The organism is Citrobacter sp. BIDMC107 (genome assembly GCF_001037575.1).
In the GTDB taxonomy this organism is placed as follows: domain Bacteria; phylum Pseudomonadota; class Gammaproteobacteria; order Enterobacterales; family Enterobacteriaceae; genus Citrobacter; species Citrobacter freundii.
The window spans coordinates 1-16,215 of the sequence record NZ_KQ089849.1 but is presented as its reverse complement, the minus strand read 5'-3'; the positions used below and the strand labels follow the sequence as shown (position 1 = coordinate 16,215).

Genomic DNA, 16,215 nt, shown 5'->3' with positions numbered 1-16,215 from the left:
TAAGCCTCCGTATCATTAGGCGGCGAATTAATCGGGTACGGGTCAATGACATTCAGAGATTTTGAGGCGGAAGAAAAACTCTTTCAGCGGCGTGTGTTGGTGGCCTTTGGCCTGGTGGTCATCTGTTTTGGCATCCTGATTTACAATCTGTATAACTTACAAATCTGTCAGCACCAGTATTACACCACCCGGTCGAATGCAAACGACATCAAAATGCTACCCGTCGCCCCCACACGCGGCATGATTTACGATCGCAACGGCATCCCGCTGGTGCGCAACGTCACCTGGTACGATATTTCCGTTACGCCTTATAAAATCAGCGATATGAATGCGTTGATCCAGCAGCTCACGCCCATCGTTGACCTCACTCCTGATGATATTGATCAGTTTCGCCATGAGCTAAAAGCCAGCAGCCGCTATCGTCCGGTCGTGCTAAAAAATGCACTTACCGATGTGGAAATCGCCCGTTTCTCGGTAAATCAGTTTCATTTTAGCGGCGTAAACATCAATAGCTACGAAGACCGCCAGTATCCCTATGGCGCGGCGCTGGCACATGTCCTTGGCTATGTTTCAAAAATCAATGACAACGACCTGAAAGCACTGGATCAAAAGGGTCAGGCAGAGAACTACGCCGCCGATCACAATATCGGTAAGCAAGGTATTGAACGCTATTACGAAAATGAACTGCATGGAAAGACCGGTTATCAGGAGGTGGAAGTAGATAACCACGGACGCATCGTACGCCTGCTCAAAGATGTGCCGCCCGTTGCCGGAAAAAATATCCATCTGACGCTGGATTTACATTTACAGCAATATATTGAGAGCTTGTTGGCTGGCCAGCGTGCCGCCGTTTTGGTTGAAGATCCACACGACGGTTCTGTACTGGCGATGGTCTCAAACCCCAGCTATGACCCTAATCCGTTTGTCAAAGGCATTAGCTATCAGGACTATAACAAGCTACTCCAGGATAAAGACCTGCCATTAATCAACCGCGTCACACAGGGATTGTACCCCCCCGCTTCAACGGTCAAACCGTATATGGCGATGTCAGCATTACTAAACGGTGTGATCACGCCGCAGACCAGTTTCTTCGGTGCTCCTACCTGGACGCTACCCGGCACCGAGCGACATTACCGTGACTGGAAAAAAACGGGCCACGGTATGTTGGATGTCACCAAAGCGATAGAAGAGTCTGCCGATACGTTCTTCTATCAGGTGGCGTATATGATGGGGATCGACCGGATTAACAGCATGCTCAGCCAGTTTGGTTACGGTAAACCGACCGGCATCGATCTTGATGAGGAGTATAACGGCCTGCTCCCGAGCCGCGAATGGAAGCAAAAAGTGCATAAAAAAGCCTGGTATCAGGGGGATACTATCTCAGTTGGCATCGGCCAGGGCTACTGGATTGCCACTCCTATCCAGATGGTCAAAGCCATGGTCGCACTGATTAACAACGGCAAGGTTATCGTCCCTCACCTGCTACTCGATGAAGAAAATGGCAAAACCCTCACGCCGTATCAGGCTCCAGAAGCACCGTCACAAATCGCCTCAGCCTCGTCACCCTACTGGGGACTGGTGCGTCAGGCGATGTTCGGCATGGCGAATGAACCAAATGGTACAGGTTATAAGTTCTTTCACACCGCACCTTACGGCATTGCGGCGAAAAGCGGCACCTCGCAGGTCTTTAGCCTGAAAGAAAATCAGACCTACAATGCGAAGATGATCCCTGTCCGCTTGCGCGACCACGTGTTCTATACCGCATTTGCGCCCTATAAGAACCCGAAGGTCGCGGTGGCATTAATTCTGGAAAACGGCGGCAGCGATGGTGTCACCGCCGCGCCGGTTATGCGTCAAATCATGGATCATCTCTTTGCCCCGCAGGACAACACGGTACACACAGTGACGACTCAACCATCAGGTCCGATAGCGGTAGCGCCATCGAATACCGATATCAAAAATACTTACGCAAGTATTCGGTAAGACACAGCATCGCCATCGCTTGTCCGTAAGGCATAGAAGTCCGAGGGATGTTGCGGTAGAAATCGAGATTGTGTCCCATCCCGGTACCAAACGAGGTGTGCAGCAGTTCACCTTCCGGTGAAATATGCTGCACAATGCCACGAATGGCTTTTTCGGCCACCAGCGTATACTCTTGCCCAACATAGCGTTTACGTACAGCTTTGAGGATCCCATAAGCAAATCCGGCAGTTGCCGATGCTTCCAGATACGACTGCGGGTCGTCCAGCAAGGTATGCCACAACCCACTTTCATCCTGGCATTTCGCCAACGCCGCGATTTGTGCGTTCAGGACCTGTACCAGATAGCGGTGAACGGCATTGTTTTCTGGTAAATCAAGTAATTCGAGGAAGTCCGGGATCACGATAGTTAACCAACTGTTGCCACGCGCCCAGCGGGCATTGGCAAAGTTATGATTTCCTTCATAGCTCCAGCCGTGGAACCACAGCCCCGTGTCTTTATCCATCAGGTTTTGCACGTGCAGCAGGAACTGATACGTTGCCTCTTCGATGTAGTCAGGGCGATTGAGTAATTTGCCAATCTTCGCCAGCGGTAAAACCGTCATCATCAGCGTGTCATCCCACATCTGCTGGTGGTTTTCTTCCGCCAGCGTGATGTGTTGCATACCGCCGAACTCGGTACGCGGCATCTCATGCATTGCCCACTCAGCCCAGCTGTCGAGCCACGGTAGATACGCCGGATTACGCGTCTCTTCATAGCGATACGCCAACGTTAAAAATGGCGCCATGGTGTTAACGTTTTTGGTAGTTGCACCTTCAGCAAAGCGATCGGCAAACCAGCTATCGATGATATCGCGCATCGTTTCATCACCGGTTTGCAGATAGTACTGATACATCCCGTACAAGCCGACGCCGTGGGTCCACTCCCATCCCGCCCAGCCTTTGGTATCAATTACGCGTCCATCGTCCAGACGCAGCAAGAACTCACCTGTTTCGTCATGAATATTGACCAGGTTATGCGTCACCTTTTTGATCAGCGCTTTTAATTCATCCCTGGCAATAAAATGTTCTGGCTGGCGCAACAACGGGCTATGTTTAACCGGGTAAACAATCATTTACTTAACCTCTGTCAATGTCGGATTCAATGCTGTGACCTGCCCCTGTTGCGGCGCAGCAGCTGTATTTGGGAGGCCCCGCAATCCTCGCTTTGACAATGGGCATCCTTATAAGGGCACAGTAAAAGCAAACAGGAAGTGAAACCTTTCTATTTCTGCCAGAAGGGTTCGTGGAATGGCAACAATACAAAGAGTCCGGCAACGTACGTCACTTATTTTATAAAACTGCGTTTCTATTTAATTGAATGAGAGACTGGAATGTTGAAACAACCAGCAGTTTCAACTGCTGGTCTGAATGACGGAGGGTGTTAACGGTAGTTCACAATCACCTGATTGCTCTGAATGCGTAACGCGGGGATCAGGCGACCACCGCCGGGGACTTCCCAGACAAAATGCATCGGTTCAATGGCCGGAACATTATTGAACCCGTTGGTGGTCCCACTTTGCCCATCCAGCTCGACACAACGGGACTGAGAACATAAACGCACCCGCAGACCTGCGGGCGTGGGGCCATTCAGCTCATAGCGCCAGGCTACCAGCGTCATTAAGCCAGAGACCGGCTGGCCAGGAACCAAAGGCGCAGACGAGGCTGACTGGCCACGGTGATTTAAGGTGATCCCCATACCGCTTGCCTGCCAGGCCCCTTCTCCGGCGGCCTGCGCCACCAGAGGAAAAAACAACAACCACAGTAACTTGCGCATTATTTACCTCCAATGGTCGCCGTCATGCGGATATGGCGGTTATCGGAAAGCTCCATGTTCGATAACACCACCAACTGCGGGATGCTGCGACGTAAAAACCGCGCCAGCAGCGGACGCAACGCGTGATTAACCAGCAAGACAGGCGGCGCGCCCAACATTTCCTGCCGGGACAGCGCTTCCTGTGTTTGGGCCAGCAGGCGGTCTGCAAGCCCAGGCTCCAGGCCTCCCCCCCCCTGCAGCGCTTGCAGCAGCAAACGCTCGAGCGGAGTATCAAGACCGATAACCTGAACCTCTTCATTACCCGGGAACCACTGCTGAGTGATGGCGCGTCCCAACGCAACACGGACGACCGCGGTAAGCTCATGCGGATCGTTTTGCAGCGGCGCATGTTCCGCCAGCGTTTCAAGAATGGTGCGCATATCACGAATCGGTACTTTCTCGTCCAGTAAGTTCTGCAGCACTTTATGCAGCGTGGTGAGCGTCACAACTCCCGGCACCAGATCTTCCGTCAGCTTTGGCATTTCCTGCGACACTCGATCCAGTAACTGCTGCGCTTCCTGACGGCCAAACAGCTCAGCGGCGAACTGGCCAATCAGGTGATTTAGATGCGTAGCAACAACAGTACTGGCTTCAACCACCGTAAAGCCCTGAATCTGCGCCTGTTCCTTCAATGCGCTTTCAATCCAGATAGCGTCCAGTCCGAAAGCCGGATCGACCGTTTTCTCACCCGGCAGCGACCCGGCAGCAGTACCCGGGTTAATGGCTAGCCAGCGTCCCGGATAGGCGTCACCGCTGCCAATTTCTACCCCTTTCATCAAAATTCGATAGCGGGCCGGCTGCAGATCCATATTGTCACGGATGTGTACCACCGGCGGCAGGAAGCCCATATCCTGAGCAAATTTCTTACGAATACTGCGAATTCGCCCCAGTAACTCGCCATCCTGCTGAAAGTCCACCATTGGGATCAGGCGATAACCTACCTCCATTCCCAGCGAATCTTCCAACTGCACGTCGTTCCACGTGGCTTCCACCACGGAGTTGTTTTCCGGCATTTTCACCGGCTGCGGTTCATCTGGCGCTTTTTGCTCACGACCGCGCATCCACCAGGCCAGGCCCAGCAATGCGGCAGTAAACATCAGAAACACCAGGTTCGGCATGCCCGGAACCAGGCCCAAAAGTCCAAGTACCGCCGCACTGAGCAACATGACACTAGGATTGCTGAACAGTTGGGTCACCATCTGTTCGCCTACGTCCTGGTCGGTACTCACGCGGGTCACGATAACGCCCGCCGCGGTAGAGATAACCAGCGCAGGAATTTGTGCCACCAGCCCGTCACCGATGGTCAGCAGGGTATAACTTTCCGCAGCGCTGCCCATGCTCATACCATGCTGCAACACCCCAACTAACAGACCGCCGACTACGTTGATCACCATGATCAAAATACCGGCAATGGCGTCTCCACGGACGAATTTACTCGCACCGTCCATTGAGCCGTAAAAATCCGCTTCCTGGGTCACTTCCGAGCGTCGTTTTTTAGCTTCATCTTCGCCAATCAGACCGGCATTCAAATCCGCATCAATCGCCATCTGCTTGCCGGGCATACCATCCAGCACGAAGCGCGCGCCAACCTCGGCGATACGCCCTGCACCTTTGGTGATTACCATAAAGTTAATGATGACGAGAATCACGAAGACCACGATGCCGATCGCAAAGTTACCGCCCACCAGGAAGTGACCAAAAGCTTCAACCACCTTCCCCGCCGCCGCCGCGCCGGTGTGTCCTTCCATCAAAATGATACGGGTCGACGCAACGTTCAGCGCCAGGCGTAATAATGTGGTAAACAGCAAAATCGTCGGGAATGCGGCAAATTCCAGCGTACGCTGGGTGAACATCGCCACCAGCAGCACCATGATCGACAGCGCAATGTTAAATGTGAACAGCAAATCGAGGACGAAAGCCGGCAGCGGCAGCACCATCATCGACAGGATCAGCAGGATGAGGATCGGTCCGGCAAGGATTTGCCATTGCGTGGATTTCAGGTTGCTGGGCAGACGCAGCATCGCGACCAGATTAGCCATCAGTATTCTTCTCGTTCATGAAATCCAGTGCTTCAGGCACCGGAAGGTTTTCAGGTTGTGGTGGACGTTTGCCGCCAGCCAGACGCCAGCGTTTTAGCTGCCATACCCATGCCAGCACTTCGGCAACGGCGGCATATAATTGACCCGGTATTTGCTGACCAATTTCAGCATGGCGATAGAGCGCACGCGCCAGTGGTGGCGCTTCTAATGTAGGGACACGGTGCTCTGCGCCAATTTCACGAATGCGCAGCGCAACCAGCCCGGCCCCCTTAGCGACAACTTTCGGCGCACTCATTTTGTTCTCGTCATACTTCAACGCCACTGAGTAGTGCGTAGGGTTAGTGACAATAACGTCTGCTTTTGGTACATCCGCCATCATGCGACGCTGAGCGGCCGCGCGCTGCATTTGGCGAATTTTGCCCTTAACGTGCGGGTCACCTTCGCTTTGCTTAAATTCGTCACGGATATCCTGGCGAGACATGCGCAGCTTTTTCAGATGGCTGTAAATCTGGAAAAAAACGTCGAATCCCACCATCGGAATGACACCAAGCACCACCAACAACGCGCACATGCCGACTAAATCCAGGGCGTTGCCCATTGCCGTAATCGGAGATTCCGCCATCAGCCGCATCATCTCTGGCCACTTGTGCCAGAGATAAAACCCGGCCACGCTGCCCACTAACGTCGACTTCAGTATCGCTTTGAGCAGTTCTGCGCCGGTTTGCGCGGAAAACATGCGCTTAATGCCCGGCAACGGATTCAGCTTAGAGAATTTGGGTTGCAGGGATTTACCGCTGAAAATCAAGCCGCCAAGCATCACCGGGGAGATTAATGCCACCAGAACGACGCCGGTAATCAACGGCAACAGCGCAATCATCGCGTCTTTAATCAGCAGGATGATTTGGCTGAGGATCAGGTTTGGATCGTTGACCATACTGTGGTCAAAACGTAATCCGGCCGACAGCATACCGGCCAGCCTGCGGGCAAGCGACTCCCCGCCAATCCAGATAATGCACACGCCCACCAGCAAAATAAGTAGTGAGGTTAGCTCTTTGGATCGGGGGATCTGCCCTTCTTCCCGCGCTTTTTCAAGTCGGTGGGGTGTGGGGGCTTCTGTTTTGTCGTCGTCGCTTTCTTCTGCCACGCATCAGACCCTGGATAGAGATATAGGCGAGAATGATGCCAGAACAGCTATCCAGCAATGGGAAGAGTAAGCGGTAAAAAAGACGGGATTTATGGCTTTAAGCAGAATTGCGCGTAAGCCGGATGAGAGGCCCACGCCTCACATCCGGCAAATACTCATCAGAACCCGAGGCTATCCAGCAGGTCGTCAACCTGATCCTGGCTTGCCACTACGCCAGCTTTCGAGGCGTCAACCTGCGGGCCGTTCAGCAAGCTTTCGTTTTCACGTTTAGGACGAGCGCCCTGTTCCGGTATGTTTTCCAACAGAACCATCAACAGCTGACGTTCAATTTCCTGGATAACATCCATCATGCGCTTGATGACCTGTCCGGTGAGATCCTGGAAATCCTGCGCCATCATGATGTCCAGCAACTGGGCATTGGTAAAGCTGGTATGTCCGGGCACATCACCAAGGAACTGACGGGTATCGGTGACCAGTTCACGAGCGTCTGACAGTTCGATCGGATTTTCGAACCATTCATCCCAGCGTTTGGTCAGGTCTTTGGCCCCTTTTTCCATCGCGTCCTGGTGCGGCTGCGAAGCTTCGACGCTGTTCAGCGCGCGCTCTGCCGCCTGAGCGGTCATCTGTACAACGTAATCGAGACGATCGCGGGCATCGGGAATTGCTTCTGCCGCTTCGGCAATAGCCTGATCCAGCCCCAGTTCACGCAGGCTGTCGCGCAGCATTCGGGTCAAACTGCCGATGCGCGCGATGATGTCCCCTGCAGAGTGTTCGTCAGCAGGTTTAATTTGTGGTTGCATCATCATCACACCCTCACATGCCCAGTTTCTCAAAGATTTTATTCAGTTTTTCTTCCAGCGTCGCCGCCGTGAACGGTTTCACGACATAGCCACTGGCGCCTGCCTGTGCCGCCGCAATGATGTTCTCTTTTTTCGCTTCTGCCGTGACCATCAGCACCGGCAGAGAAGCCATCCCACCATCTGCACGGATGGTTTTCAGCAGTTCCAGTCCATCCATGTTCGGCATGTTCCAGTCAGAAATAACAAAACCGAATCCCCCTGCCTGTAGCTTGTTCAGCGCATCCACGCCATCTTCAGCCTCTTCAACATTGTTGAATCCCAGCTCTTTAAGCAGGTTACGCACGATGCGACGCATGGTGGAAAAGTCATCCACAACCAAAAACTTAAGCTCTTTATCCGCCATAAAAATAAACTCCTGATTCAAATACGTATTGCCTGTCCGGCACTAATTTTCACCAGCATTTGCTGGCTCACCTGGCTAAGATCGACCACTTCGCTTACGCCACCCATATTGATGGCCTCGCGCGGCATGCCGAACACCACACAACTTGCTTCGTTTTGCGCAATGGTCCAGGCACCCGCCTGGTTCATCGCTAGCATTCCGGCTGCGCCATCGTTGCCCATACCGGTCAGGATCACCCCAACGGCATTACGCCCCGCATGTTTCGCCACCGAATGAAACAGCACATCCACTGAGGGCCGGTGCCGGTTAACCGGCGGACCGTCATGAATTTTGATTTGATAGTTCGCGCCGCTGCGCGCCAGCTCCATATGCTTGTCGCCAGGCGCGATATACGCATGCCCAGGGAGAACGCGCTCTCCGTCCTCTGCCTCTTTCACGGTAATCTGACACAGTTTGTTCAGACGTTCGGCGAACGATCGGGTAAATCCTGGCGGCATATGCTGGGTAATAAGAATACCGGGACTTGAAAGCGGCAATGGCTGGAGTACATGGCGAATTGCCTCTGTTCCTCCGGTTGAGGCGCCGATGACCAGCAGTTTTTCTGAACTGAGTAATGGCCCCGATTTCAAGGTCGTCGGTGCCGCCAAGGGTTTGTGGGCGGCCAGTTTTGCCCGCGATGCGGTGCGGATTTTCTCCGCAATCATCTCGCTATACGCCAGCATGCCTTCGCGGATCCCCAACTGAGGCTTGGTGACAAAGTCAATCGCCCCCAGTTCCAGGGCCCGCAGCGTGACCTCAGAACCTTTACCGGTCAGTGAAGAAACCATAACCACCGGCATCGGACGCAGGCGCATCAACTTCTCAAGGAAATCGAGGCCGTCCATGCGCGGCATTTCCACGTCCAGCGTCAGGACGTCGGGATTGTATTTTTTGATTAAATCCCGGGCGACCAACGGATCCGGCGCCGTCGCCACCATTTCCATATCACTGTGGCTGTTAATAATTTCGGTCATGATTTGACGCATCAATGCAGAATCATCTACCGACAACACCCTGATTTTACTCATGCTTTATCCTTACCTGGCGCATGCGCATACACGGTCTGTCCACGCAGGCTAAACTCGCGCACAAGGTTGCTAAAGTTTTCTGAATGACCTGCAAACAGCAGTCCGTCAGGTTTAAGAAGTGGAACAAAACGGTGCAAAATGTCCTGCTGCGTCGTTTTATCGAAATAGATCATTACGTTACGGCAAAATATGGCATCAAAAGGGCCTGGCACGTTGTACTGCTTATCCAGTAAATTGACGCTGGAAAATTCAACATGACCTGCCAGTTCCTGCCGAACGCGTACCAACCCTTCATGCGGCCCGGTGCCGCGCATGAAATAACGCTGCAACTGCTGGGGTGACAGCGTCTTTAGCTCATCGAGGCGGTAAATGCCGTTTCTGGCCTTTTCCAGCACTTCGGTATCAATGTCGCTGGCAAAAACACGCCAGCGGCCCGGTGCCATACCTAAGGTATCGGCAAGCGTAATCGCAATGCTGTAGGGTTCTTCTCCGGTTGATGCCGCCGCGCTCCAGACGCGGTATTCACCGCTGCGCCGACGAGCATGATCTGACAGCACCGGAAAATGATGCCCTTCGCGAAAAAATGCGGTCAGGTTGGTAGTCAGGGAGTTAATAAAAGCCTGCCACTCAGCACTGTTCTGGTTAGCTTCCAGCATGCTGAGATAGCGACCAAAGTCATCCAGCCCCAGGGTACGCAAACGGCGGACCAGGCGGTTATAAACCATATCCCGCTTGTGGTCGGCCAGTACGATCCCCGCACGCTGGTAGATTAATTGACATATCCGACGAAAATGCGCGTCAGACAGCGCGAGGCGCTGTGTCATCTGTAACAATAATGACGTTTGCCCGGTGGGCAGAGATGATGTCATAGCGCCTTCTCAATCACATTCAGGATACAACGGGCACAACCTGCGGCTGCGCCAACTCTTGTTTTGCTACGGTTTGCTCTTCAAGCTTGAAAAATGCGACACAGGCGGAAAGATTATCGGCCTGTGTAGCGAGTTGTCCGGTGGCGGATGCGGCTTCTTCCACCAGCCCGGCGTTTTGCTGCGTCACTGAGTCCATCTGGCTGACGGCCTGCGCCACCTGCTCAATGCCTCTGCGCTGTTCATCGGATGCCGAGGCAATCTCGCCCATGATGTCGTTAACCCGGGTCACCGAACTGACAATTTCCGTCATCGTGCGCGACGCCATATCCACCAGTTGCGAGCCCTGATGCACCCGGGTGACTGACTCCTCAATGAGCCCCTTAATTTCTTTCGCCGCCTGCGCGCTACGGCTTGCCAGATTACGCACTTCACCAGCGACGACGGCAAAACCACGCCCTTGCTCCCCTGCCCTGGCGGCCTCGACCGCGGCATTCAACGCCAGGATATTGGTCTGGAAGGCAATGCTGTCAATCACGCCGATGATGTCGCCGATTTTCTGCGAGCTGGCAGAAATCTCATGCATGGTGCTGGCAACCCGGGACGTCTGCTCGCCACCTTTATGCGCTGTGTCTGCCGCACTTTTGGCGATCCCTGACGCCTGGCGCGCGTTATCAGCGTTCTGGCCGACAGTGGCGGTAAGTTGTTCCATGCTGGCTGCCGTTTGTGCCAGCGCGGCCGCCTGCTGTTCGGTTCGCGAAGATAAATCGTTATTGCCCATCGCGATTTCTGAAATACCGCTATGCATGGCTGAGCTGCCCTGACGAACGTCATTTACTGTTTCGCGTAATGCCTTTTGCATCTTCTGCAGGCTGGCAAAAATGGCCGAGATCTCATTGCGCCCATAAACCGCTACTGGCCGTGCCAGATTCCCGGCGGCAATACTGTCGAAATGGCTGCCAATAATCGCCAGCGGCTGAACAATCATCTTGCGTGACCAGAACAGCGCACCGCTGGTGAGCAGTGCTGCCAGGACCACCATGGTGGCGAAAATCACCCCCGACATATGGTAATTGCGCTGACTCTGCTCTCCTGCCGTTTGCAACACGCGGTCGATGTTGCTCTGCCACGCATTCACATTCGCATCAAAAGCATCTTGAGCCGCCTGCACCGGCGCGGTCAGAAAATCTGACAACTGATTGTTTTCAAGCCAGGTGGCCTGATGCGCGAGATCGCTTTGCCACTGGTTGAAACTTTTCTCCGTCGCGCTAAACAGCGCCTTGCCTTGTTCCGTCGAATCCGACGTCGCCATAAAGTGTTTAAACATCAATTCAGACTGCGCCAGGCTGTCGCGCGCAAGGGTCATCAGGGTTTTGATGTCCTCTGGCGGATAGCTCAGGGCGGTCAGCGTCCCTGCCTTATTAAGGGCCGTACTGGCCTGTAATAACACAGCGCGGGTTTGGGCCAGCGCAGCGCGTTGCTGATTACTCCGTTCGACCTGATTCAGGTTCTGAAAACCGTCCCGAAATGCCCAGAAGGACAAGCCATTACTGCCAATCTGCAAAACACCGCAGAGGATTAAAATCAAAAACAGCGTGGTCGAAATTCGAATACGATTAAACATCAACGCTCCCATCAGGCGGCACTGGCCGCGGTTTAACTGTCAGTCAAAATGTTTCCCAATTCGTATCTTGTTCAATGCTCTGGCGCGGATAGGATGCGCTCGGCGCTGCAGGTAATCGTGTATCGCGTGGTTTTGTCGAGGCCGGACGTGATGCAAGACGGAAAGTCGATACCGACTGCGTCAGGCGACTGGCCTGTTCTTCAAGAGCGGCCGCTGCGGCAGCCGACTCCTGTACCAAAGAGGCGTTCTGCTGCGTAACGCGATCCATTTCAGAGACCGCGAGCGCAACCTGATCAATCCCCCGGCTTTGCTCGTCGGAGGCCGAGGCAATCTCACCCATGATATCGGTCACCCGCGTCACGGCATTGACGATGTCGTTCATCGTTTCCCCAGCGCTTTCTACCAGTACAGAACCGGTATCAACCCGGGAAACGGAATCTTCAATCAACGCTTTAATCTCTTTCGCCGCCTGCGCACTGCGGCTTGCCAGATTACGCACTTCGCCCGCCACCACGGCAAAGCCGCGGCCTTGCTCACCGGCGCGGGCAGCTTCAACCGCCGCGTTCAGTGCGAGAATGTTGGTCTGAAAGGCAATGCCATCGATGACGCTAATAATGTCGGCAATTTTCTTCGAGCTATCGGCAATTTCGTGCATGGTGTTCACCACGCTATCAACCACTTTGCCGCCATGCTGCGCGGTATCCGAGGCGCTTTTCGCCAGTTGCGAGGCCTGACGCGCGTTGTCCGCGTTTTGCTTCACGGTTGCGGTCAGCTGTTCCATGCTGGCTGCGGTTTCCTCCAGCGCTGACGCCTGCTGTTCCGTACGAGATGAGAGATCCGTGTTTCCGCTGGCAATTTCGCTGGTACCAGAATAAATCGCATCAGAGCCTTCACGCACCAGAGTGACGGTTTCCGTCAGCGAGCGCTGCATATGATCAACCGTACTGGCCAGCTCGCCGATTTCGTTACGACCACTAACGGCGAGAGTTGCGGTCAGGTTACCGCTGGCGATTTCCCGAATATGGGCAATAACACGGGACAGAGGATTAAGCAGGGTATGACGGATGCCGTACCAGACCACCACCAGAATCAGCACCAGCACTACGGCCAGCACGCCAAGCTGCCATTGGGCGAAATGGTAATCCCGCGCGCTTTGATCAAATGCCTGAACGTAAAGCTTTTCGCTAACGCTGGCGTACTTGCCCAGCGCCTCGCCGAGCGCGTTTTGCATTCCCTGCGTAGGCTGCGCAAAGTAGGCGTCCATATTGCCGCTTTCCAGAAACTGAACCAGTTCTGCCAAGGCCGCATGGTACTGCTGATATTTTTCCTCAATGTTGCCGCTGGCTTCTGCCATTTCCGGCAACGGTGTGATGTTTTTAAATTTTGCGTAATGCGTTTCAGCCTGCGCCAGCGATGCTTTCGCATTCTTCAGCAGATCGTTTTTGGCGCTGCTTTGCTGGTTAGACGCATCCATCATCATGCGCGCAGAAGAACGGCTTAAATTGATTCGTGTTTGCAGCATCAGATCCCATGTTGAGGTAAGTTCACTTTGCTGCTGTCGAAGATCGTTAGAAATAACAAAACTTTGCTGATTCTGCTGCAATGAAGAAAACAACAGACCACCGGAAACAAGCTGTAGCAGTGCGAAAACCCCCAGCACCATCATCAGCATTGTGACAACGCGGATACGGTTAAACATAAGGCACCTTCCTGAAAACGAGTTATCAACGTTATCGGCAGTGGCTGAGATAACTTTACGTTTGCAAAAAGGAAATCCTGAAGGGATGTGAAGCCTGGCGAGGGGAAGGTAAAACTGGTGTGCAGCAACTACAAATTACTCACATAAAAACACCATAATTATCATGCAAATAACATTCATACTCATCGGTGAGCACGGCCAGATTGGCTGAAATACACTTTTTTGTGTGATTTGGATCACACATACGCATCGTAAATACCACAACAAAATGGATAAAAAATTAAAAAAAGTTGTATCCGTTTACGCTTTAATCCAATTTATATGATGAATACTTCGTTACCACTTAATAAGTATAAAAAATGAGTAACAGATCAATAAATGTTAAATCCTTACTGAGGGCTTTTTAGTGGCAAATGCAAACAAACTCACGTTGTTTATCGTGATCTTCATGCTGGCGGGGATCCTGTCGGGTGCGGTGATCCACTCTTATGCCTCTCCCGGCGTTGTGACCGCCTGGGCCGATAATATTACGCTTCTCACCGACATCTTTTTACGTCTGATTAAGATGGTGATTGCGCCTTTAGTATTCAGCACCCTGACCGTTGGTATTATGCGCCTGGGGGAAACGTCCACCATCGGTCGCGTGGGCGGCAAAGCGATGATCTGGTTTATCAGCTCTTCTGTATTGTCTATTCTGGTCGGTCTGTTTGTGGTTTCCCTTGAGCAACCCGGGAGCGGGTTAAACCTTGCGATCCCGCTGGAAGCCACCGACACCGGTCTGGCCGTAGGCGGCATGAGCCTGAAAGGTTTTCTGACACATACCATTCCAACCAGCATAGCCGAGGCAATGGCTAACAATGAGATCCTGCAAATCGTGGTGTTCTCAATGTTTTTCGGTATTGGTGGAGCATCGCTCGGAGAGAAATTTAACGCTCCGCTGGTTGCCGCGCTGGATGTGGTTTCCCACATTATGCTGAAAGTGACCGGCTACGTGATGTACGTCGCGCCGCTGGCAATTTTTGCCGCCATCTCTTCCGTAATCTCTACCCAGGGTCTGGGGATCCTGCTTAACTATGCATCGTTTATCGGCGGCTACTATGTGGCGATTTTGCTGACCTGCCTGGTTCTGTTGGCGGTGGGTTATGTCATGCTGAAAAAAGAGGTCTTTCGCCTGGTGAGCATGCTGAAAGACCCGGTTCTGGTCGCATTCACCACCAGCAGCTCTGAGGCCGCTTATCCGAAAACGCTGGAGCAATTAACTAAATTTGGCTGCTCACCCAACATCGTGTCATTCGTGCTGCCTATCGGTTATTCGTTTAACCTGGTCGGTTCCATGGTCTATTGTTCATTTGCCTCCATGTTTATCGCGCAGGCCTATAATATTCACCTCTCTTTCGCAGAAATCACCGTCCTGATGCTGACGCTGATGCTGGCGTCCAAAGGAATTGCCGGTGTGCCGCGTTCAGCGCTGGTGGTACTGGCGGCAACCATCCCAAGCTTCAATATTCCGGTTGCCGGGATCCTGTTACTGATGGGAATTGACCACTTCCTGGATATGGGACGTTCAGCTATCAACGTATTAGGTAACGGGATTGCAACGGCGATGCTGGCGCAGGATGAAGGTTTACTGGAAGAAAGCGAGTCTTCAGAAAACATCACAGAACAAATTAAGGCTTAGCTTTTTTAAGACAAGAGCAAGCTAAGTAAACAAGAGCAGCAAATCAACAAAGATTACCCCAGCCATAGACTGGGGTATTTCAACAACACCTGGATGATAATTTACATCAATTACCAGCTGTAACGTACGAGCAAACTACCGCTGAGATCGCCATAGTCATTACGTCCTTTTTGACCCGCCACTTGTCCAGTGATACTCCACTGGCTATTCAAATTCGCCTGGATACCCACTTTCACCTCGGCGCGATCTGCCGGAAGATCCTGCTTCACCTCAGCACCATCAAATGCTACGCCAACATCATCACTGGTGTGTAACCAGTTCACCTCTGCAAACGGCTGGATCACCGACGTCGTATTCTTGTGCAGCTTGCCATCTACCCGCAGTCCGAGGCGCGTGGTCCAGCTGTCCCCGTTTTGTCCATCAATACGCGTTCCATTCTGTGCGACAGCGTCCGCTTTAAATTGCTGCCATGTCGCCTGAGCCTGCGGCGTCAGGCTGACGACATTATAGTTTGCAAGTATGATGTCGTACCGATAGCCCGTTTCCAGAGAGACCGCGCTCGCCGCCGAATCATAATCTGTTGACCCGACATCGCCGTTATCGACGCTGTTATTGTAGAGCCCGTACTGGTACCAACTGTCCACGTACAGGCCGCTGTGATTTTTCGCATCCGCAAACCAGGTGGCATAAGCGCCAAGATTATAACCGGCTACGTTACCACTGGCAGAGAACCGGCTCCCATCTGCACCACGGTTACCCGTACTGTCCGTGTCGGCGTGAATATAACTCACCATCAGCCCCGCCTTCAGGCTCTGCTCACCATTATCCCAGCTAAGCACATCACCACCGATTTGCAGTTGCGAATAAGTGTTGTCAATATCCACATGACCGTCTGCAGCTGTTGACGACGCTTCACCCGCTTTAAAGCGCAGCCACATACCGCCGTCACCTGTACGTAATTGACTCCCTTCGCGATCATAAAGGGTCTGCATTTGCAGATTACGCGCCATCCACTGGTTGCCCAGATAAGCGCCAATATCAGCCCGATATTGCGGTTCTAC

The 16,215-nt window shown here is 53.0% G+C and carries 13 protein-coding genes; 2 read left to right on the top strand and 11 right to left on the bottom strand.

Features of this window, described 5'->3' with window-relative positions:
* Window positions 1-45 precede the first annotated feature (45 nt).
* On the top strand, window positions 46-1,983 hold the full coding sequence (mrdA, locus tag SK39_RS20875; RefSeq protein WP_048217434.1) for a penicillin-binding protein 2: 1,938 nt from the start codon (window positions 46-48) through the stop codon (window positions 1,981-1,983).
* Here mrdA and bglB read toward each other — a convergent pair.
* The 10 genes from bglB to tar all read right to left on the bottom strand — a co-directional run bounded on the left by bglB (window position 1,955) and on the right by tar (window position 13,476).
* Complete coding sequence (gene bglB, locus SK39_RS20870; protein ID WP_044711087.1) at window positions 1,955-3,094, bottom strand: beta-galactosidase BglB; 1,140 nt, start codon at window positions 3,092-3,094, stop codon at window positions 1,955-1,957. The genes mrdA and bglB overlap by 29 nt on opposite strands.
* 308 nt (window positions 3,095-3,402) lie before the next feature.
* Window positions 3,403-3,795, bottom strand: a complete 393-nt coding sequence (gene flhE, locus SK39_RS20865; protein ID WP_003034667.1) for a flagellar protein FlhE — start codon at window positions 3,793-3,795, stop codon at window positions 3,403-3,405.
* Entirely contained in the window at window positions 3,795-5,873 is a 2,079-nt protein-coding gene (gene flhA, locus SK39_RS20860; RefSeq protein ID WP_003034666.1) for a flagellar biosynthesis protein FlhA, read from the bottom strand. Before flhA ends, flhE begins: the two co-directional genes overlap by 1 nt.
* Entirely contained in the window at window positions 5,866-7,017 is a 1,152-nt protein-coding gene (gene flhB, locus SK39_RS20855) for a flagellar biosynthesis protein FlhB (protein WP_003034664.1), read from the bottom strand. Before flhB ends, flhA begins: the two co-directional genes overlap by 8 nt.
* Before the next feature lie 158 nt (window positions 7,018-7,175).
* The gene (cheZ, locus tag SK39_RS20850) at window positions 7,176-7,820 is read right to left on the bottom strand and encodes a protein phosphatase CheZ (protein WP_003034659.1); all 645 of its coding nucleotides are present in this window, start codon (window positions 7,818-7,820) and stop codon (window positions 7,176-7,178) included.
* Window positions 7,821-7,830: 10 nt separating this feature from the next.
* Entirely contained in the window at window positions 7,831-8,220 is a 390-nt protein-coding gene (gene cheY / locus SK39_RS20845) for a chemotaxis response regulator CheY (RefSeq protein WP_003034656.1), read from the bottom strand.
* Between the two features lie 17 nt (window positions 8,221-8,237).
* Complete coding sequence (locus SK39_RS20840) at window positions 8,238-9,287, bottom strand: protein-glutamate methylesterase/protein-glutamine glutaminase (RefSeq protein WP_003839158.1); 1,050 nt, start codon at window positions 9,285-9,287, stop codon at window positions 8,238-8,240.
* On the bottom strand, window positions 9,284-10,156 hold the full coding sequence (cheR, locus tag SK39_RS20835) for a protein-glutamate O-methyltransferase CheR (RefSeq protein ID WP_003034649.1): 873 nt from the start codon (window positions 10,154-10,156) through the stop codon (window positions 9,284-9,286). The genes SK39_RS20840 and cheR overlap by 4 nt, the downstream gene beginning before the upstream one ends.
* Window positions 10,157-10,175: 19 nt before the next feature.
* Window positions 10,176-11,777, bottom strand: coding sequence for a methyl-accepting chemotaxis protein IV (tap, locus tag SK39_RS20830; RefSeq protein ID WP_003844172.1), 1,602 nt, complete (start codon window positions 11,775-11,777; stop codon window positions 10,176-10,178).
* Window positions 11,778-11,820: 43 nt separating this feature from the next.
* Window positions 11,821-13,476 carry a methyl-accepting chemotaxis protein II gene (gene tar, locus SK39_RS20825; protein WP_032936849.1) on the bottom strand — a complete coding sequence of 552 codons (1,656 nt, stop codon included), beginning with the start codon at window positions 13,474-13,476 and terminating at the stop codon, window positions 11,821-11,823.
* A 406-nt stretch (window positions 13,477-13,882) separates the two neighbouring features.
* Between tar and SK39_RS20820 the strand changes: the two genes are divergently transcribed.
* Complete coding sequence (locus SK39_RS20820) at window positions 13,883-15,154, top strand: dicarboxylate/amino acid:cation symporter (protein WP_003839151.1); 1,272 nt, start codon at window positions 13,883-13,885, stop codon at window positions 15,152-15,154.
* A 110-nt stretch (window positions 15,155-15,264) separates the two neighbouring features.
* Here SK39_RS20820 and SK39_RS20815 read toward each other — a convergent pair.
* Window positions 15,265-16,215, bottom strand: a 951-nt coding sequence (locus tag SK39_RS20815; protein WP_048217433.1) for an autotransporter outer membrane beta-barrel domain-containing protein, incomplete at its 5' end; no start/stop codon positions are given.